Origin of the sequence: Rhizobium terrae, assembly GCF_003425685.1 — a bacterium.
Classification (GTDB): Bacteria; Pseudomonadota; Alphaproteobacteria; order Rhizobiales; family Rhizobiaceae; genus Neorhizobium; species Neorhizobium terrae.
Map to the genome: position 1 here is coordinate 48,420 of NZ_QJKM01000024.1, position 17,872 is coordinate 66,291.

Consider the following 17,872-nt stretch of genomic DNA (forward strand, 5'->3'; position numbering starts at 1 on the left):
TGTTGAAATGGCTTAGATCCGCGGCACAATGCCGAAGATGACGGCGGGCTGGCTCGCTGCCTATACCCAACCTAAAGGTCGCAGAGCAGGCGCCCCTCCTTTACGTCACCGCCCCGACCTGCCACGGCACGAATTCGTTGTCGCCGTAGTCGTAGATCTCGCTCAGCGTCTTCTTGCCCGAAGCCACCGCGATCACATCCTCGAAAATCCTTGTCCCCGACTCTTCGATCGTCTCCTCGCCGGTGACGATGCCGCCGCAGTTCAGGTCCATGTCCTCCTTCATGTGTTCATACATTTCGGAGTTGGTGGCGATCTTGATGCACGGCGCCGGCTTGAAGCCCGAGACCGAACCGCGGCCGGTGGTGAAACAGATGACGTTGCAGCCGCCCGCCACCTGGCCGGTGACGGCCACCGGATCGTAGCCGGGCGTATCCATGAAGACGAAACCCGGCTCGGTCACCGTCTCGGCGAATTCGTAGACCGCCTTCAGCGGCATCGAACCGCCCTTGGCGACGGCACCGAGCGATTTTTCGAGAATCGTGGTCAGGCCGCCCAGCTTGTTGCCGTGCGAGGGGTTGTTGTTCAGCTCGTCGCCATTGCGGGCAGTGTAATCTCGCCACCAGTCGATCCGCTGCAGCAGTTTTTGCGCCACGTCCGGGGTTACGGCGCGGCGGGTGAGCAGATGTTCGGCCCCGTAGATCTCCGGCGTTTCGGAGAGCACGGTGGTCCCGCCGTTGCGGACGATCAGGTCGGAGGCGTAACCCAGCGCCGGGTTGGCGGAAATGCCCGAATAACCGTCCGAGCCGCCGCATTCGAGCGCGAGCTTCAGCTTCGACAGCGGCTGCGGCGTGCGGATCGCGGCATTCACGCCTGGCAGCATGTCCTTGATGATGGCGATCGCCGCATCGATGGTCTTCTTCGTGCCGCCATGCTGCTGGATGTTCATGGTGCGCAGCCGGTCGCCCTCTTCCATGCGGTAATGTTCGAGGATGGGCGCAATCTGGTTCGTCTCGCAGCCGAGGCCGATCATCAGGATGCCACCGAAATTCGGATGTTTGGCATAACCCTGGATGGTGCGGATCAGGAGCCGATAGCCTTCCGACTTGGAGTTCAGTGCGCAGCCGCCGCCATGGGTGAGCGCCACGACGCCATCGACGTTCGGAAAGCCGTCGAGCCCACCCATGCGATTGAAATAATCGGCGATATAGCGCGACACTGTGGCGGAACAGTTCACCGAGGAAATGACGCCGATATAATTGCGCGTGCCGGCGCCGCCATGACCGCGGTCGTACCCCATGAAGGTGCGTCGCTCGGCAAGCGGCAACATGCCCCTTTCCTCGATATCGATGCTGAACTGGTGCTCGTGCTCGGAGGGCAACATGGCGAGGTTGTGCAGATGCACATGGCTGCCCGCGGCAATATCCTGAGTCGCAAGACCGATCACCTGGCCGTATTTCTTGACCTCATACCCGGCGGGGATCGCCTTGATCGCTACCTTGTGGCCGCGGCCAATCAGCTCGCGGGCGACGAGATCGCCATACCCGGTCGGGCTGCCGGCCTGCATCGAACGACGCGCCACGCCGACGTCGTCGGCCGGATTGAGAATGATGACGGGCGATGTAGCTGCAATGTCCATGTTCAAGTCCTCCCGAGACGATCCGGCCTTACAAGCGCGTCTCGTGATTCATCCAGCGCTGTTTGGATTCCTCCAGATGCGCATGCATCATCGCCTGCGCCAGAAGCGGGTTGCGGGCTTCGAGCGCCGCATAGATCGCCTCGTGTTCGGCAAGAGCGGAACTCCAGGTCTCCGGCGTTTCGAAACGCACGCGGATCTGCGCCGAAAGCGGGCTGTGCCGTTCGTCGAAAAGGTCGCCGACGATATGCGCCAGCACCGAATTGCCGGATTGGTTGGCGATCGTCAGATGGAAGAGCCGATCGAGATCGAGGGGCTTGCGGCCCTCGGCGATCTCCACCCGCATCTGGTCGAGCACCTGCCCCAGCGCCTTCAGCATGTCGGCGGTGACTTTCGCCGCGGCCTGAAGGATCACCGCGCCTTCGACGGTGGCGCGCGCCTGCATCAATTCCAGCGGGCTCTCGCCCATCGAACCGGTCTGCCACTGGCGGCGGTCGGGCTCGGCGGTCACATAGATGCCCGAACCCATGCGGATCTCGACGCTGCCTTCGATTTCGAGCGCGATCAGCGCCTCGCGGAGCGACGGGCGCGACACGCCGAGCTGCTGAGCAAGCTCTCGCTCTGCCGGCAGCCGTGCCCCCGGCACGAGCTGGCCGCTCTGGATCAGCCCGCGGATCTGGTCGGCCACCTGCTGATAGAGCCGCCTCGGCTCCGCCGCCTTGATCGTATTGTTCATGGATTTTTTCGAAGTCCCAAGAATGTGGCCTTACCATAACATGGTCATATTGGAGAGCAAGATGTAAATCACCGGGTTGAAATACAACATTTTTTGCAGATTTCCTCGCCATCGCAGCAGGCATTGCGCTCTACGCGCTCTCCTTCGATAAAAATTGGCTTGACCAGTTTATGGTGTCGGTTTACGGATTGGTCAGGCCAGCGGGAGGAGCCGTCGGCAGATTGGGGCTGGAGTGCCCAAGGGGGAAGGACGGGAGGAAGAATGGAAAATCGGTCGGCCGATGCCCGTCAGACTGCGCATGGCGCCGCCATGGCGAGCGGCCACGGCGTGCCGGCTTCCGGTGATGTCCCTCTCCTTCGGCTCGACAATATCAGCAAGGAATTTCCGGGCGTCCGGGCGCTTTCCAACGTGCATTTCGACCTGCGCCGCGGTGAAGTGCACGCAGTCTGCGGTGAAAACGGCGCGGGCAAGTCGACCCTGATGAAGATCATCAGCGGCGTCTATCAGCCGAGCGCCGGAACCATCGTCTACAAGGGTGCCGAGCGGCAGTTTTCCTCGACGCGGGAATCCGAAGCGGCCGGTATCGCCATCATCCATCAGGAACTCAACCTCATCCCACACCTCTCGGTAGCGGAAAACATCTATCTCGCCCGCGAACCCCGAAAAGGTTTTCTCGTCGACCGCAGGAAGCTGCGCGCCGATGCCAAACGCTGCCTCGACCGTCTGGGAGTCGACATCGACCCCGACCGGCCGGTGCGGGGCCTTTCGGTTGCCCGATGCCAGATGGTGGAGATCGCCAAGGCGCTGTCGCTCGACGCGGAAGTGCTGATCATGGACGAGCCGACCTCCTCGCTGACAGAGCAGGAGACACGGCTCCTCTTCAAGGTGATCCGCGACCTGAAGGCTTCGGGCGTCGGCATCGTCTATATCTCGCACCGGCTGGACGAGATGGCCGAGATCGTCGACCGTGTCACCGTGCTGCGCGACGGGCGCTACATCTCGACCGACGATTTTTCCGCGACCAGCATCGATGCGATCGTCTCGAAAATGGTCGGCCGGTCGCTGGAGGAGAAGTTTCCCGATCGTACCTCGGTGCCGGGCGACGAAATCATCCTATCCGCCGAGAGGCTTACCCGCGCCGGCGTCTTCCGGGATGTCTCCTTCACGCTCCGCCGCGGCGAAATCCTCGGCTTTGCCGGGCTGATGGGCGCCGGGCGCACGGAAGTCGCCCGTGCCATCTTCGGCGCCGATCCGCTGGATGCCGGCATGGTCACCCTGCACGGTCAGGCGCTGTCGATCACCTCCCCGCGCGACGCAATCGCCGCTGGCATCGCCTATCTCTCCGAAGACCGGAAGGCGCAGGGGCTGGCGATCAAGATGCCGGTCGACGCCAACATGACGCTGGCGAACACGGAAGCAGTGTCGAACCGGTTCGGGCTGATCGACTTTGCCAAACATGCCAAGGTCGCCAAGGAGTATGTGGATCTCCTCAACGTCCGCACGCCGTCGCTGAAACAGCCGGTGCGGCTCCTCTCCGGCGGCAACCAGCAGAAGATCATCATCGGCAAATGGCTGTTCCGGCAGTCGAAGGTTCTGTTCTTCGACGAGCCGACGCGCGGCATCGATGTCGGCGCCAAACTCGCCATCTACCGGATCATGGACGAACTTGCCGCAAACGGCATCGGCGTCGTGCTGATCAGCTCCGAATTGCCGGAAATCCTCGGCATGACGGACCGCGTCGCGGTTTTCCATCAGGGCCGCATCACCGGCGTGCTCGAGACCAAAAAGACGACCCAGGAAGAGATCATGCGATACGCCTCCGGCTACGGGCCAGCGGGCGCAATGAGGAATGCCCATGGCTGAGATCACCGAAGTCTCCAAGCAGAAGAGCGGCGCGCTCAGCGACCGAAAGAAGGACATCATCCAGAAATTCGCGGCGCTCGGCAGCCTGTTCATGCTGATCGCCGTATTTTCCGCCACCAGCAGCGCCTTCTTCACCATCGACAACGGCATGACGGTAGCGCTGCAGGTCACCTCGATCGCCTTTCTCGGCATCGGCGCCACCTGCGTCATCATCACCGGCGGCATCGATCTTTCGGTCGGCTCCGTGCTGGCGCTCGCTGGCGTGGTCGCGGCACTTGCGGTCAAGGATTACGGCATGCCGGTCTGGCTCGGCATGATCATCGGCATCCTGACCGGCTCGATCTGCGGCTTCATCAACGGCTTGCTCGTGACGAAGATGAAATTGCCGCCGTTCATCGCCACGCTCGGCATGATGATGATCGCCCGCGGCGTGGCGCTGCAGATCACCGGCGCGCGGGCCGTCTCGGGTCTCGGCGAATCCTTCGGCGAACTCGGCAACGGCTCCCTGCTCAGGATCGTCAATATCGGCGACGACGGTTTTCCGACGGTCGTCTTTCCGGGCATCCCCTATCCGGTCATCCTGATGATATTAATCGCGCTTGCCGTTTCCTTCATGCTGAATCGTTCCGTGCTCGGCAGGCATATCTATGCGGTGGGCTCGAATGCGGATGCGGCGCGGCTTTCCGGCGTCAATGTCAGCCGCATCGTCAGTTTCACCTATGTGCTCTCCGGCACGCTCGCCGGCCTCACCGGCTGCGTGCTGATGTCGCGCCTCGTCACCGCCCAGCCGAACGAGGGCGTGATGTACGAACTCGACGCGATCGCCAGCGCCGTCATCGGCGGCACGTCGCTGATCGGCGGGGTGGGCACGATTTCCGGTACGGCGATCGGCGCCTTCGTGATCGGCATCCTGCGCAACGGATTGAACATGAACGGCGTCTCCGCCTTCACCCAGCAGATCATCATCGGCCTCGTCATCCTGGTCACCGTCTGGATCGACCAGCTGCGCAACCGCCGCTGAAGGAAGGGCACGCGGACCTTATCCGCGAAAACTCTTGGGGCGCGCGCAGAGGAGCGCGCCTCGCAAAACCGGCCGGTGAGGCCATCAGAGGAGGAAGACATGAAAAAGCTTGCTGCCGCACTGCTGACGACTGCGATGACACTCATCGCCGCTTCGGCAAATGCCGGCGAAATCGCCGTCATCGTGAAGACCGTCAACTCGACCTTCTGGCAAAACGTCCAGAAGGGCGCCGATGCCGCCATCAAGTCGGACGGCAAGGGCAATACGATGACCTTCCAGGGTCCGGCCGCCGAATCCGCCATCGCCGACCAGGTCAACATGGTCGAAAACGCCGTCAACCGTAAGGTCTCGGCGATCGTTCTTGCCCCGTCCGATCCGGACGCGCTGGTTCCGGCCGTCAAGAAGGCCTGGGAAGCCCGCATTCCGGTCGTCATCATCGACTCGATGCTCGCCAAGAGCGCCGAGCAGTATTACCAGTCCTTCCTCGCCACCGATAACAAGAAGGCCGGCGAACTGGCCGCCAAGGCGCTGATCGACAAGGTCGGCAAAGAAGGCAAGATCGCCGTCATGTCCTACGTAGCAGGCGCCGGTTCGGAAATCGGCCGCGTCGGCGGCTTCACCGACTATATCAAGGCGAATTCCAAGCTCACGATCGTCGGCCCGTTCTACTCGCAGTCCCAGATGGCGACGGCGCTGAACCAGACGACCGACGTTCTGGCCGCCAATTCCGATCTCAAGGGCATCTTCGGCGCCAACGAGCCGACCGCAATCGGCATGGGCCGCGCGCTGAAGCAGTCGGGCAAGGCAGGCAAGGTCGTAGCGATCGGCTTCGATGGCAATCAGGACCTTCAGGAATTCGTCAAGGACGGCACGCTCGGCGCGATCGCCGTGCAGGGCTCGTTCCAGATGGGCGAACTCGGCGTGAAGACCGTGCTGAAGATCATGAATAAGGAAAAGGTCGAAAAATTCGTCGATACCGGTGTCGTCGTCGTGACGAAGGACAATATCGACAAGCCGGAAGCCAAGAACGTACTCTACTAAGAATACCCCGGCGGGCGCGCATCGCGAATGGTGTGCGCCCGCATCAACTATATTCCAGGGAATTTCCAATGAACGTCGCCGACCGCCGCAAGCTTCCCCGCGCAGATGTCGAACTGACCCTCGTGGGTCTCGGCTGCGCGCAGATGGGCAATCTGTACCGCCGCACCTCCTACGCGGAATCGGCCGGCGCGTTTAATGCGGCGTGGGATGCGGGCATCCGTTATTACGACACCGCGCCCTTCTACGGTTACACCCGCTCGGAACGCCGGCTCGGAACGATGCTGACCGACAAGCCACGCGCCGACTACGTGCTCTCGACCAAGGTCGGCCGCGTGATGGTGCCGGACGAGACGGTGGGCTTAGAAGAAGACAGCTATCTCGACCCGCTGCCCTTCCGGCCGAAATACGATTATTCCTATGACGGCATCATGCGGTCCTTCGAGGCAAGCCAGCAGCGGCTCGGCATCCTGAAGCCCGATATCCTCTACATCCACGATATCGGCAGCATGACCCATAAGGACAAGCACCAGCACTACTGGCAGCAGCTGACGGATGGCGGCGGCTTCAAGGCACTCGGCGAACTCCGTTCGCAGAGACTTACAAAGGCTATCGGCCTCGGCGTCAACGAGTGGGAAATCGTCGCCGATGCGATGAAGGTTTTCGATATCGACTGCGCCATGCTGGCCGGCCGCTATACGTTGCTCGAACAGAAGAGCCTCGCCTTCATGGATGATTGCGCGGCCAAGGGTGTCGGCATCGTCATCGCCGGTCCGTTCAATTCCGGCCTGCTCGCCGGCAATCGTAAGTTCAATTATCAGGATGCGCCGGCCGAAATCCTGGCGCAGCTCGACACCTTGAACGAAGCCTGCGCGGCGGAAGGCGTCTCCATCCAGGCTGCGGCGCTGCAATTCCCGCTCGCCCATCCGGCTGTCGTCACCGTCGTTTCCGGCGCCCGCACCGCCGAGCAGATCACCTCCAACGTCAAATGGTTCTCCGAAGAGATTCCGGCCTCCTTCTGGCAGACGCTCAAATTAAAGGGTCTTATCGCCGACGGAGCCCCGATCCCCGGCGCAGGAGCCTGATCGATGCGGATCGACGCGCACCAGCATTTCTGGCGGATCGCCGACCGGGTGGGCCAATGGCCGCCGGCGGAGCTCGCGGCCATCCACCGGGATTTCATGCCGGATGACATGCAGCCGCTTCTCAAGGAAGCCGGTGTCGACGGCACGGTGCTGGTGCAGACGATGGAAACGCAAGCGGATACCGCCTTCATGCTGGATCTAGCAGACAGAATTCCGTTCATTCTCGGCGTCGTCGGCTGGACGGATATGAAGGCCACGGATGCGTCTGCCAATATCGCCCGGCTGGCTCAGCATCCGAAGCTCAAGGGCTTTCGGCCGATGCTGCAGGATCTTGCCGACGACCGGTGGATTGACGATCCTGCACTCGATGCAGCCGTCGCGGCGATGATCAAGCAAGGGCTCGTTTTCGACGCACTGGTTCTGCCGCGCCATCTCGATGCGCTGTGGAGTTTCGCCCGCCGTCATCCGGAACTGCCCATCGTCGTCGACCACGGCGCCAAACCGCCGATCGCGGAAGGCCGGTTCATCGGCTGGTATGCTCATATGAAGGCGTTGGCCGAACTGCCGAACCTTCATTGCAAGCTTTCAGGCCTGCTGACCGAGGCAGGAGACCAGAAACCGCAGGCGGTGCGCCCTTATGCCGAAACCATATTCGATCTGTTCGGCCCCGAACGGGTGATCTGGGGCAGCGACTGGCCGGTTCTCAGGCTCGCCGGTGAATACCACGCCTGGCTGGAACAGTGCCTCGACATCGTGCCGGCCGACGATCATGCCGACGTCTTCGGCGGCAATGCCCAGCGTTTCTACAAGCTCGGAGCGTAAATTCATGCTGACAATCATCTGCGACGCCCCCGGCAGGCTTTCTGCTATCGACCGGCCGAAGCCGCTCCGCAACGAAGGCGAGGTGCTGGTGAAGCTGCGCCGCATCGGCGTCTGCGGCACCGACCTGCATATCTTCACCGGCAACCAGCCCTATCTCTCCTATCCCCGCGTGATGGGCCATGAACTGGCGGCGACGGTCGAGGAGGCCCCGGCCGGGAGCCGGCTGGAAGCCGGCGATACCGTCTCGATCATGCCCTACATCTCCTGCGGCCACTGCAGTGCCTGCGCTAAGGGCAAGACGAATTGCTGCCGCAATATCGGCGTGCTCGGCGTGCATCGCGACGGCGGCATGACGGAATATCTGAGCCTGCCGGAAGAATTCGTGCTGAAGGCGGAGGGCCTTTCCGTCGATCAGGCGGCGATGGTGGAATTCCTGGCGATCGGCGCCCATGCGGTGGCCCGCGCCCGCGTGGAGCCCGGCCAGAAGGTGCTGGTGACCGGTGCGGGTCCGATCGGCCTTGCGGTGGCGATCTTCGCCATGCTCGACGGCGGCGAGGTGACGCTGCTCGACGGCCGCGCCGACCGTCTGGATTTCGGCCGCGACCATCTCGGCATCACGTCCGCCGTGCACGTCGGCACCAGCGACCAGGATCAACTCTCGGCCATCACCAATGGCGATTTCTTCGATGTGGTGTTCGACGCGACCGGCAACCCGAAGGCGATCGAGCGCGGTTTCGGCTTCGTGGCGCATGGCGGCAGCTATGTGCTCGTGTCGATCGTTTCCAGCGACATCACCTTTTCCGACCCGGAATTCCACAAGCGCGAGACCACCCTGCTCGGCAGCCGCAACGCCACACGCACGGATTTCGAACGGGTGATGCAGGCGATGCGCGACGGCAAGATCCCCGCGGCGCTGATCACCCATAGAATAGCGCTCACCGACGTGCCGGAGCGCTTTGCCGGGTTGACCGATCCGGAGGCCGGCGTGGTCAAGGCCCTGATCGAGGTTTGAGGAGAAGAACATGAAGCGCATGGGGATGATGATCGGCGTAGCACCTGGCATGGTGGCGGAATACAAGCGGCTGCATGCCGCCGTCTGGCCGGAAGTGCTCGACCTCATCACCCGCTGCAACATCAGGAACTATACGATCTTCCTCCGCGAACCGGAGAACCTCCTGTTCGGCACCTGGGAATATCACGGCACCGATTTCGAGGCCGACATGGCGAAAATGGCCGCTGATCCGAAAAACCAGGAATGGTGGGCCTTCACCATCCCTTGCCAGAAGCCGCTGGAAAGCCGCAAGGAAGGAGAGTGGTGGGCGATGATGGAAGAAGTCTTCCACCTGGATTGAGGAATTCCTCAATCGGACTGAGGCCGGCTCGACGGGCGGCACCGCATCAATTCGAGGACAAGACATGACGATCAGACTGGATGGAAAAACCGCACTCGTGACCGCCGCCGGCCAGGGCATCGGCCGCGCCGCGGCCCTCGCCTTCGCCGAGGCTGGTGCCAAGGTTTATGCAACCGATATCAACGAGACGCTGCTCGCCGCCCTGCCGAAGCTCGACAACCTGACGGCCGGAAAACTCGACGTTCTGGACGAGGCCGCCGTCAACGCTTTCGTCGAGAAGATCGGCACCGTGGACATCCTGTTCAACTGCGCCGGCTTCGTGCATGCCGGCTCCATCCTCGAAATGCAGGACAGCGATTTCGACTTTGCGCTGGATCTCAACGTCCGCTCGATGATCCGCACCATCCGCGCCGTGCTGCCGGGCATGCTGGCGAAAAAGGACGGCGCGATCGTCAACATGTCGTCGGTCGCCTCCAGCATCAAGGGCGTGCCGAACCGCTTCGCCTATGGCGTCACCAAGGCGGCCGTGCTCGGCCTCACCAAATCCGTTGCCGCCGACTACGTGACGCAGGGAATCCGCTGCAACGCGATCTGCCCCGGCACCGTCGAAAGCCCGTCGCTGCAGGACCGCATGAGGGCCCAAGGGGAGGCTATGGGCGATTATGAGACCGCCCGCACCGCCTTCATCGCCCGCCAGCCGATGGGCCGGTTCGGCACGCCGGAGGAGATCGCCGAACTCGCCGTCTATCTCGCCGGCGCGACCTATACGTCAGGCCAGGCTTACGCCATCGACGGCGGCTGGACCATCTGATCCCTTCTTGGCCGCCCTGCGGCTGATCCCACCAAGAGAACACCATGACCCGCATTACCGATCTCCGCGTCTTCGACCTGCGTTTCCCGACCTCGCAAAGCCTCGACGGTTCCGATGCGATGAACCCGGACCCGGACTATTCGGCGGCCTATGTCGTGCTCGACACGGACACGGACGGGCTTGCAGGCCATGGCCTCACCTTCACCATCGGCCGCGGCAACGACATCTGCTGCATGGCGATCATGGCCATGCGGCATCTGGTCGTCGGCCAGGAGCTGGAAGCCTTTGCCGAAGCCCCCGGCAAGTTCTGGCGGCATCTGACCGGCGACAGCCAGCTGCGCTGGATCGGCCCGGACAAGGGCGCCATGCACCTCGCCACCGGCGCCGTCGTCAATGCCTTCTGGGATCTCTATGCCAAGCGGGAAGGCAAGCCGGTCTGGCAGCTCGTCTCCGAACTGCCGGCGGAGAAGATCGCCGATATCGTCGACTATCGTTACCTGACCGACGTGCTCTCCCGCGAGGATGCGCTGGCGATCCTGAAGAAAGCCGAGACCGGCAAAGCGGAGCGCATCGAGGTTTTGAAGCGCGAAGGTTACGCCTGCTACACGACCTCCGCCGGCTGGCTGGGTTACCCGGAGGAAAAGCTCCGTCGCCTTTGCAAGGAGGCGGTCGATGCCGGCTTCAACCATGTCAAGATGAAGGTCGGCCGCGATCTGGAAGACGATATCCGCCGCCTCACCATCGCCCGCGAGGTGATCGGCCCGGATCGTTACCTGATGATCGACGCCAACCAGGTGTGGGAAGTCGGCCAAGCAATCGACTGGGTGAAGAAGCTTGCCTTCGCAAAACCCTTCTTCATCGAAGAGCCGACCAGCCCGGACGACGTCGCCGGCCATCGGAAGATCCGCGAAGCCATCGGCCCGGTGAAGGTCGCGACCGGCGAAATGTGCCAGAACCGCATCATGTTCAAGCAGTTCATCGCCGAAGGCGCGATCGATATCGTGCAGATCGACTCATGCCGCATGGGCGGACTGAACGAGGTGCTCGCCGTGCTGCTGGTCGCCGCGAAATACAATCTCCCCGTCTGGCCGCATGCCGGCGGCGTGGGCTTGTGCGAATATGTGCAGCATCTGTCGATGATCGACTATCTGGCCGTTTCCGGCACCAAGGAAGGCCGGGTGATCGAATATGTCGACCACCTGCACGAACATTTCGTCGATCCGTGCGTGATCCGCAATGCGGCCTATATGCCGCCGAGCAGGCCGGGGTTCTCGATCGAGATGAAGCCGCAGTCGATTGAAGAGTATACGTTCAAAGGCTGAGGCTGAAGATTGCCCCTCATCCGCCTGCCGGCACCTTCTCCCCGCCTGCGGGGAGAAGGATAGATGCCGCATCGCTTCCGCTCATCTCCTACGTCTGCTTGGGTGCACGTCCCCTCTCCCCGTCAGAACGGGGAGAGGGTTAGGGTGAGGGGCATATCAATCCGCTAACGTCGATCCCAACATCAGCCAGCAACTATTTTCCCAATCTTCACGTTCACCCGCGCACGCCATGCGCTATTCTCCATGAGAGTCTGCGGGAAAAGTCCGGGGATCGAAAAAAACGGCGCCGACGGGTCATCCGCGGTCATCTTCGCAGCCGCGGCTTTCAGCTCCGCCGCGCGTGGATCGTTGATCTCGGCGGTCTTCTGTACATAGGCAATCCAGAGCGCAATTACGTAAGCGGCAGATGACGCTTCACCACCCTTTGCCAACGTCTCCACCGCGCCCGCAAAGATGCGCTGCGGCAGTTTCTGGGTGCCGTCCATGGCGATCTGCTGGGTCTTGTGGGCGATCGTCGGGTTTTCAAAGCGTTCGATGAGCTGGTCCATGTAGTGCGTGAGATCGATGCCCGGCACCGGATCGAGCGTCTTGACCGCCTCCTGCATATGCCGGCGGGCAAGCGCCACATATTCCGGCACGCCCATGACGTCGCGGACGAATTCCAGTCCCTTCAACTGGCCGAGATAGGCGATCAGCGAGTGGGACCCGTTGAGCAGCCGCAGCTTCATCTTCTCGTAGGGTTCGACATCATCGACAAAAAGCGCACCTGCCGATTCCCAAGCAGGACGGCCGGAGATAAAATGATCCTCGATCACCCATTGCATGAAGGGTTCGGTCTCCAGCGCCTGCCGGTCCTCGGCGCCGATCAGTTTTTCAGCGCGGGCGCGCGTCTCTTCCGTCGCGGCGGGCACGATGCGGTCGACCATGCTGGAGGGGAAAGCGCCCTGCCCGGAAATCCAGTTGGCGAGCGCCGGATCGCGTGCACCGGCCATCTCGATCGTGAGACGCCGAACGATGCGGCCATTGGTCGGCAGGTTGTCGCAGCAGAGAACGGTGAACGGCGCAAGACCCGCTGAGTGTCGGCGGGACAGGCCTTCGACGATATAACCGATGACGCCGACCGGTGTCGTCGGGCTCAAGAGATCGGCCGCGACGGAGGGATGGTTGCGGTCGAGGCCGCCGGAAACCGGATCGAGCCCATAGGCTTTTTCCGTCACCGTGATCGTGACGATCTTCGTCGCCGGATCGGCCAGCAGCGCCAGAATCTCGTCGCGATCCTCAGTGCCGGACAGACTCCTGACGATCGATCCGACCACCCGGGCGCTGTCGCCGGCGCCGCTGCGGGTAATAACGGAATAAAGCTCGTCCTGCGCCCTCAGATCATGGACGATATCGACCGAACGTAAGCTGACGCCGACAACACCCCAGTCGCCGAATGAATGCCCAAGCGCCTCGTCCGTATAAACCGCCTGATGGGCCCGATGAAACGCACCGAGGCCGATATGCACGATGCCGGGCTTCAGCGCCGCGCGGTCATAGGCGGGCTTCACGACAGCGGCGGACAGGTGGGTAGAAGCGGAAAGACGCGCCATTTCATCAACGATGCCCGACACTTCACCGGACATCCTCCCATTTTTCAGACGGGAGATTGATAGCCTCCCGAGTGCAATGGGGTCAACGGTATACTGAGGACGTTTCGCTCTCGTCATCGTGCTTTCGATAATGCTTGAGAATGCCCGTGGCGGCCTTATTTTCTGCGCTGGATCAGCTTCATGCAGGGGAGAAAGACCATGACGGCGCCGCATCCTTCCAAGACCCATATCGGCAATCACAAGCTTCATCCCGAAACGCAGATGCTGAATTACGGCTACGATCCGGAGCTTTCCGAAGGGGCCGTGAAGCCGCCGGTGTTCCTCACCTCCACCTTCGTCTTCAAGTCGGCCGAAGAGGGGCGCGACTTCTTCGACTTCGTCTCCGGCAGACGCGAACCGCCGGCAGGGACCGGGGCGGGCCTGGTCTATTCCCGCTTCAACCATCCGAACAGCGAAATCGTCGAGGACCGGATGGCGGTGTTCGAGCAGACGGAGACCTGCGCGCTCTTCTCCTCCGGCATGTCGGCGATCGCCACGACGCTGATGGCGTTCGTCAGGCCGGGCGACAGCGTGCTGCACTCGCAGCCGCTTTACGGCGGGACGGAGACACTGCTGGCCAAGACCTTCCTCAATTTGGGGGTGGCGGCGGTGGGGTTTGCCGACGGGGTGAACGAGGCGTCCGTCGTGGCGGCGGCGGAAGAGGCGATGCGCAAGGGGCGGGTTTCGGTGATCCTCATCGAGACGCCGGCCAATCCGACCAACAGTCTGGTGGATGTGGCGCTGATGCGGAAGGTGGCGGAGGAAATCGGCAGGCGGCAGGGACACGTGCCGGTGATCGCCTGCGACAACACGCTGCTCGGGCCGGTATTCCAGCGGCCGATCGAGCACGGGGCGGATATTTCGCTCTATTCGCTGACCAAATATGTCGGCGGGCATTCGGACCTGATCGCCGGGGCGGCCCTGGGGTCGAAGGCGGTGATGAAGCAGGTGAAGGCATTGCGCGGGGCGATCGGCACGCAGCTCGATCCGCATTCCTGCTGGATGCTCGGCCGATCGCTGGAAACGCTTTCGATCCGCATGGAGAAAGCGAATGCCAATGCGCATGCCGTGGCGGAGTTTTTGCGCGGACATCCGAGCGTCGAGAAGCTGCATTACCTGCCGTTCCTCGATCCGCAATCGCCGACCGGCCAGGTTTTCGCGCGTCAGTGCGGCGGCGGGGGATCGACCTTCTCCTTCGATATCCGCGGCGGGCAGCCGGCCTCGTTCCGGTTTCTCAACGCGCTCTCCATCTTCAAGCTGGCGGTGAGCCTGGGCGGCACGGAATCGCTTGCCAGCCACCCGGCGACCATGACGCATTCCGGCGTTCCGGCCGAGGTGCGCCAGCGGATCGGCGTGCTGGAAAGCACCATCCGTCTGTCGATCGGCATCGAGCATCCGGACGACCTGATCGCCGACCTGACGATGGCGCTGGACACGGCTTGATCGGGACGGGGCGGGCTTGACCGGGACAGGGTGTGATCGGGGCCGGTGTATGATGGGAACGGCGGACTTCCAAAATCCGCAGAAGCTGATAGCTAATCATCCGGGGCAACGGGAATCCGGCTAAATCTCCTCCGCTGCGGCGATGGCCGGGCGGAAGGCGCCGGCGAAGGGGGTTGGCATGCGGCTCAAGACGATCCATCCGGCGGTGCTGCCGGTCGTGCTGGCGATGATGCTCGCCGGATGTTCGGCGGTGGCGGAAAAGGCGGAGAATGCCGCCAACCGCTCTTATACCAGCTATGCGATGGGCAAGCCCTATACTGAGATCGCCAGCCTCGGCCAGTCGCCGCTGGAACAGCTTTCCGGCTCGGGCGCGACATACGGGCCGATGATCGGCGAGACGCGGCTCACCAACGGCATGGTGATCTACCGGCACATGGCGCCGGGCGCCCGCACCGAGCGCGGCACGAATTTCGCGGGCCTCGTCGGCAGTTCGGCGGTTTCGGAAAACAACCGGCTTTCCTATTTCCTGGTCGGGCCGGACGGCATCGTCAGGGACTGGGCGACCGGCTCGGTGCAGGGCAATGCCAGCGATTGCGTGCATTATATCGGCGGCATCATCAACCGCTGCTCGGACATGCGGCAATTGCAGGCGTCGCTTACGCTCTACGACAGCCAGGTGAGGACCCAGGGCGGCCAGCCGGTTTCGAGCTGGGGCCAGCCCGCAGCGCCTGGCGGAGCGTCGACGCCGGCACCGGCCGCAGCTGCGCCCGCAGCGCCGCAAGTCAATACGCCTCCCCGCCGTCCGACGCCCGCCCCGCGTATTTAGGCCCGGGTTTCGAGGGGTAAAGTTTCTCGATCCCCTCATCCATGATCTTTGCGCGGCGCGGCTCCTCCCCGCGAGCGCAGGGCGGAAATGCCGGGTTGAAGCCGGCCTTGTATTGCGCCTCGCTGAGGAACCCGACGCAACGCTTTGCGCGGCGGCATTTGCCGAGGGCGCAATCCTTCCAGAAGCCGACCACGGTCGCGCCCTGCTGGGTAAATTTCTGACGCAGTTCCTGCTGCCGGCGCAGTGGCCAACGGCGAAACTCACCCCATGTCAGCCATGGGAAAAGATAGAGTTCCGCATCCTCCTCTTCCTCGCGGCGCTTCCATTCCGCCTTGCTCAAGGCCATCGCTCGCCCTCCTTCAGGCACGCGGTTTCGTTCATGCGGCCGGTTTCAGCCCATGTTGCAATTCGTTTCATCGGAGAGCCCACACGAATGCGGAACCTCATTGTATTTTAGTATTGTGGCTCCGCATTCGCGTGGCCTTCGGCGTCTTGTCGGGGTGTCCCTCCCCTACAGGTGATCACCTCGCCCCACTGCGTGGCTTCGTTCGCGTCCATCCCTTCGGGACGGGCTCACCACTTGCACGGCATCTCCGAACCCGGCCCGGCGGCCAGGGGGAGGCTTGACAGGGAGAGTATCGTGCGCCGAGACCTTTGTCCGAAACGTCCTGCGACTTTTCGGAGACCGCGGGCCTGCCGATCTTTCTCCCATGGCTTTCACCTCCCTCACCTTTCCCGCACGTTACGGTTCCGATGAGGGCGCCGGCCCCGCCTGCCCGCGAACGTCTCGCGAAACACTCCGGCGGCGGAAGCGGGGCAATTATAGGCACAGGTTTTTGGGGCGGGGATGAGAAAGGGGTCAAGTTATTGATGTCATTGGCGCCGCTCCCCGAAACGTCCACGGCGCACCCGGGAAGATCAGCTGTAGCCGAGCGACTTCAGCGTCATGTCCATCCAGAAGAAACCGGCAATGGCCGCCGCGGCGGTGATCGCGAACAGGATCCATCCGGCCGTCGTCAACGTGCGGCGCTCGACATCGCGATAGGGATACCGGTTGCCGGTCAGGAGGAAATAGAGGCCGAACACCGCGCAGACCGCCAGCAGAACGACGATGCGCGGCATCCAAGCGACCGTATCGGCGCCGAGCTGCGCCTGGTGAAGCGGCTGCCAGATGGCGACCCATGCCACGGCTGCCCCGACGAGCAGGACCAGCAGGCCGCCCAGACGATATTTCATTTCCGCAAACATATGACCACTCCACAACCTGAGCTTGATGTGCGCCGGCAACATAGAAGAAAAACCTGTATTGGTGAAGCGGTTCGGAACCGGCGGCGCGAGACAAAATCGTGGGGGCCGAACCGGCCGCCGAGGGCATCAACCGCGGCCGGAGCGCACCTCCTCCACCGCGAACGAACCTTCGGGCAGCGGCCGCAGGAGTTCGCCTTCCGGCTTGGTGAGATGGAGCCAGTGGCGCCAGTCCTCGGGCTTGAGCACCACGACCTGGCGGTTGTGGATCGGCACGACATCCGGGCCCGGCGCGGTCGTCAGCATGGTGAAGGCGGGCGGCTGATTGCCTTGCCCTTCCCGCCAGAGGCCGGCAATGCAGAGAAAGGGAGCATCGTTCAGCGTGAAGCGGTGCTTCGCCTTGGGATATTTCGTGCCGGTGAACTCGAAGAAGGCCGAGGCCGGGATGAGGCAGCGGCGGCTGGCCGCAAAACTGCGGCCCTCGGAGCGGAAATTGAAGACCGGCCCGCCTTTGCTTCTTTCCCCCTTGGCTTCCGGCGGCGGAAAACCGAAGGTCATCGGGAAAAGCTCGACCGCCTCACCCTCCGTGAGCCGCATCACCGGGCCGGTATCGCCGATGCGGATGTCATCGGCCTGAGGCAGCGCGAGCTCGGTCTCGTGCGGCGGGACGCGGAGATCGATCGCCTCCATGGCCTTGCGGTATTCGGCATACGTGACGCGTTGTTCGTAGTCGTTGCACATGGGGAGGAAGATAGAGGAATGGAAGTTCTACCAATCACGCGATAGCCTACTATCTGGGACCTGAGTCTACTGGGTGAGGCGAGAAGATGCGAATTCGAAAGGTAAGGCTGAAGAATGGTTATAAGCGGTTTCTCGACCTTACGATAGACTTGGGCAGCAAACCAGCTCGCATAATTGCTCTAGCAGGCTGTTGAAAAAGCCACTGGCATTGACTGCTTCGAAATGATTCACTGCGTCCGAGGGGCTTTGGGGATTATGGAATGCGTGGCGGCGATGTTCGGACGGGGGAACTCTTCAGCTATG

Annotated in this window: 17 protein-coding genes; 11 read left to right on the forward strand and 6 right to left on the reverse strand. The window is 62.6% G+C overall.

Annotation, left to right across the window (positions count from 1 at the left end; genetic code table 11):
• Positions 1–100: 100 nt before the first annotated feature.
• Entirely contained in the window at positions 101–1,636 is a 1,536-nt protein-coding gene (locus DMO26_RS29965; protein WP_117195980.1) for a UxaA family hydrolase, read from the reverse strand.
• 28 nt (positions 1,637–1,664) lie between these two features.
• A complete protein-coding gene (locus DMO26_RS29970) occupies positions 1,665–2,369 on the reverse strand; it encodes a FadR/GntR family transcriptional regulator (protein ID WP_117195981.1) in 705 nt (234 codons plus the stop codon).
• Between the two features lie 309 nt (positions 2,370–2,678).
• Here DMO26_RS29970 and DMO26_RS29975 point away from each other — a divergent pair, with 309 nt between their 5' ends.
• From DMO26_RS29975 to DMO26_RS30015, 9 genes are all read left to right on the forward strand, one after another.
• Positions 2,679–4,232 carry a sugar ABC transporter ATP-binding protein gene (locus DMO26_RS29975; RefSeq protein WP_117195996.1) on the forward strand — a complete coding sequence of 518 codons (1,554 nt, stop codon included), beginning with the start codon at positions 2,679–2,681 and terminating at the stop codon, positions 4,230–4,232.
• The gene (locus tag DMO26_RS29980) at positions 4,225–5,253 is read left to right on the forward strand and encodes an ABC transporter permease (RefSeq protein WP_117195982.1); all 1,029 of its coding nucleotides are present in this window, start codon (positions 4,225–4,227) and stop codon (positions 5,251–5,253) included. Before DMO26_RS29975 ends, DMO26_RS29980 begins: the two co-directional genes overlap by 8 nt.
• Positions 5,254–5,352: 99 nt before the next feature.
• Positions 5,353–6,294, forward strand: coding sequence for an ABC transporter substrate-binding protein (locus tag DMO26_RS29985; protein WP_117195983.1), 942 nt, complete (start codon positions 5,353–5,355; stop codon positions 6,292–6,294).
• Positions 6,295–6,362: 68 nt separating this feature from the next.
• Complete coding sequence (locus tag DMO26_RS29990) at positions 6,363–7,376, forward strand: aldo/keto reductase (RefSeq protein WP_117195984.1); 1,014 nt, start codon at positions 6,363–6,365, stop codon at positions 7,374–7,376.
• A 3-nt stretch (positions 7,377–7,379) separates the two neighbouring features.
• Entirely contained in the window at positions 7,380–8,198 is an 819-nt protein-coding gene (locus DMO26_RS29995) for an amidohydrolase family protein (RefSeq protein WP_117195985.1), read from the forward strand.
• A 4-nt stretch (positions 8,199–8,202) separates the two neighbouring features.
• Positions 8,203–9,210 (forward strand): zinc-binding alcohol dehydrogenase family protein, encoded by a 1,008-nt coding sequence (locus tag DMO26_RS30000; protein WP_117195986.1) that lies wholly within the window; start codon positions 8,203–8,205, stop codon positions 9,208–9,210.
• Positions 9,211–9,220: 10 nt separating this feature from the next.
• Positions 9,221–9,550, forward strand: coding sequence for an L-rhamnose mutarotase (locus tag DMO26_RS30005; RefSeq protein WP_117195987.1), 330 nt, complete (start codon positions 9,221–9,223; stop codon positions 9,548–9,550).
• A gap of 64 nt (positions 9,551–9,614) precedes the next feature.
• Positions 9,615–10,361 (forward strand): SDR family oxidoreductase, encoded by a 747-nt coding sequence (locus DMO26_RS30010; protein ID WP_117195988.1) that lies wholly within the window; start codon positions 9,615–9,617, stop codon positions 10,359–10,361.
• A 44-nt stretch (positions 10,362–10,405) separates the two neighbouring features.
• A complete protein-coding gene (locus DMO26_RS30015; RefSeq protein WP_117195989.1) occupies positions 10,406–11,683 on the forward strand; it encodes an L-fuconate dehydratase in 1,278 nt (425 codons plus the stop codon).
• Between the two features lie 182 nt (positions 11,684–11,865).
• Here DMO26_RS30015 and DMO26_RS30020 read toward each other — a convergent pair whose 3' ends face one another.
• Positions 11,866–13,275, reverse strand: a complete 1,410-nt coding sequence (locus tag DMO26_RS30020) for a mannitol dehydrogenase family protein (RefSeq protein WP_117195997.1) — start codon at positions 13,273–13,275, stop codon at positions 11,866–11,868.
• A 198-nt stretch (positions 13,276–13,473) separates the two neighbouring features.
• Here DMO26_RS30020 and DMO26_RS30025 point away from each other — a divergent pair, with 198 nt between their 5' ends.
• Together DMO26_RS30025 and DMO26_RS30030 are read left to right on the forward strand one after the other, a co-directional pair.
• Positions 13,474–14,757 carry a cystathionine gamma-synthase family protein gene (locus DMO26_RS30025; RefSeq protein WP_117195990.1) on the forward strand — a complete coding sequence of 428 codons (1,284 nt, stop codon included), beginning with the start codon at positions 13,474–13,476 and terminating at the stop codon, positions 14,755–14,757.
• Between the two features lie 178 nt (positions 14,758–14,935).
• Positions 14,936–15,583 carry a hypothetical protein gene (locus DMO26_RS30030; RefSeq protein ID WP_226951468.1) on the forward strand — a complete coding sequence of 216 codons (648 nt, stop codon included), beginning with the start codon at positions 14,936–14,938 and terminating at the stop codon, positions 15,581–15,583.
• On the opposite strand, the gene DMO26_RS30035 is transcribed toward DMO26_RS30030, so the two are convergent.
• The 3 genes from DMO26_RS30035 to DMO26_RS30045 form a co-directional block, all read right to left on the reverse strand.
• A complete protein-coding gene (locus tag DMO26_RS30035; RefSeq protein WP_117195991.1) occupies positions 15,540–15,929 on the reverse strand; it encodes a hypothetical protein in 390 nt (129 codons plus the stop codon). The two genes, DMO26_RS30030 and DMO26_RS30035, sit on opposite strands and share 44 nt — an antisense overlap.
• Before the next feature lie 572 nt (positions 15,930–16,501).
• Positions 16,502–16,831 (reverse strand): hypothetical protein, encoded by a 330-nt coding sequence (locus DMO26_RS30040; protein ID WP_117195992.1) that lies wholly within the window; start codon positions 16,829–16,831, stop codon positions 16,502–16,504.
• A gap of 126 nt (positions 16,832–16,957) precedes the next feature.
• On the reverse strand, positions 16,958–17,569 hold the full coding sequence (locus tag DMO26_RS30045) for an SOS response-associated peptidase (protein WP_117195993.1): 612 nt from the start codon (positions 17,567–17,569) through the stop codon (positions 16,958–16,960).
• Positions 17,570–17,872: the final 303 nt, after the last annotated feature.

What these genes read in the sequence shown, in the direction of transcription:
- DMO26_RS29965 (WP_117195980.1), bottom strand. Translation starts at nt 1,636, where the DNA reads ATGGACATTGCAGCTACATCGCCCGTCATCATTCTCAATCCGGCCGAC.
- DMO26_RS29970 (WP_117195981.1), bottom strand. Translation starts at nt 2,369, where the DNA reads ATGAACAATACGATCAAGGCGGCGGAGCCGAGGCGGCTCTATCAGCAG.
- DMO26_RS29975 (WP_117195996.1), top strand. Translation starts at nt 2,679, where the DNA reads ATGGCGAGCGGCCACGGCGTGCCGGCTTCCGGTGATGTCCCTCTCCTT.
- DMO26_RS29980 (WP_117195982.1), top strand. Translation starts at nt 4,225, where the DNA reads ATGGCTGAGATCACCGAAGTCTCCAAGCAGAAGAGCGGCGCGCTCAGC.
- DMO26_RS29985 (WP_117195983.1), top strand. Translation starts at nt 5,353, where the DNA reads ATGAAAAAGCTTGCTGCCGCACTGCTGACGACTGCGATGACACTCATC.
- DMO26_RS29990 (WP_117195984.1), top strand. Translation starts at nt 6,363, where the DNA reads ATGAACGTCGCCGACCGCCGCAAGCTTCCCCGCGCAGATGTCGAACTG.
- DMO26_RS29995 (WP_117195985.1), top strand. Translation starts at nt 7,380, where the DNA reads ATGCGGATCGACGCGCACCAGCATTTCTGGCGGATCGCCGACCGGGTG.
- DMO26_RS30000 (WP_117195986.1), top strand. Translation starts at nt 8,203, where the DNA reads ATGCTGACAATCATCTGCGACGCCCCCGGCAGGCTTTCTGCTATCGAC.
- DMO26_RS30005 (WP_117195987.1), top strand. Translation starts at nt 9,221, where the DNA reads ATGAAGCGCATGGGGATGATGATCGGCGTAGCACCTGGCATGGTGGCG.
- DMO26_RS30010 (WP_117195988.1), top strand. Translation starts at nt 9,615, where the DNA reads ATGACGATCAGACTGGATGGAAAAACCGCACTCGTGACCGCCGCCGGC.
- DMO26_RS30015 (WP_117195989.1), top strand. Translation starts at nt 10,406, where the DNA reads ATGACCCGCATTACCGATCTCCGCGTCTTCGACCTGCGTTTCCCGACC.
- DMO26_RS30020 (WP_117195997.1), bottom strand. Translation starts at nt 13,275, where the DNA reads ATGGCGCGTCTTTCCGCTTCTACCCACCTGTCCGCCGCTGTCGTGAAG.
- DMO26_RS30025 (WP_117195990.1), top strand. Translation starts at nt 13,474, where the DNA reads ATGACGGCGCCGCATCCTTCCAAGACCCATATCGGCAATCACAAGCTT.
- DMO26_RS30030 (WP_226951468.1), top strand. Translation starts at nt 14,936, where the DNA reads ATGCGGCTCAAGACGATCCATCCGGCGGTGCTGCCGGTCGTGCTGGCG.
- DMO26_RS30035 (WP_117195991.1), bottom strand. Translation starts at nt 15,929, where the DNA reads ATGGCCTTGAGCAAGGCGGAATGGAAGCGCCGCGAGGAAGAGGAGGAT.
- DMO26_RS30040 (WP_117195992.1), bottom strand. Translation starts at nt 16,831, where the DNA reads ATGTTTGCGGAAATGAAATATCGTCTGGGCGGCCTGCTGGTCCTGCTC.
- DMO26_RS30045 (WP_117195993.1), bottom strand. Translation starts at nt 17,569, where the DNA reads ATGTGCAACGACTACGAACAACGCGTCACGTATGCCGAATACCGCAAG.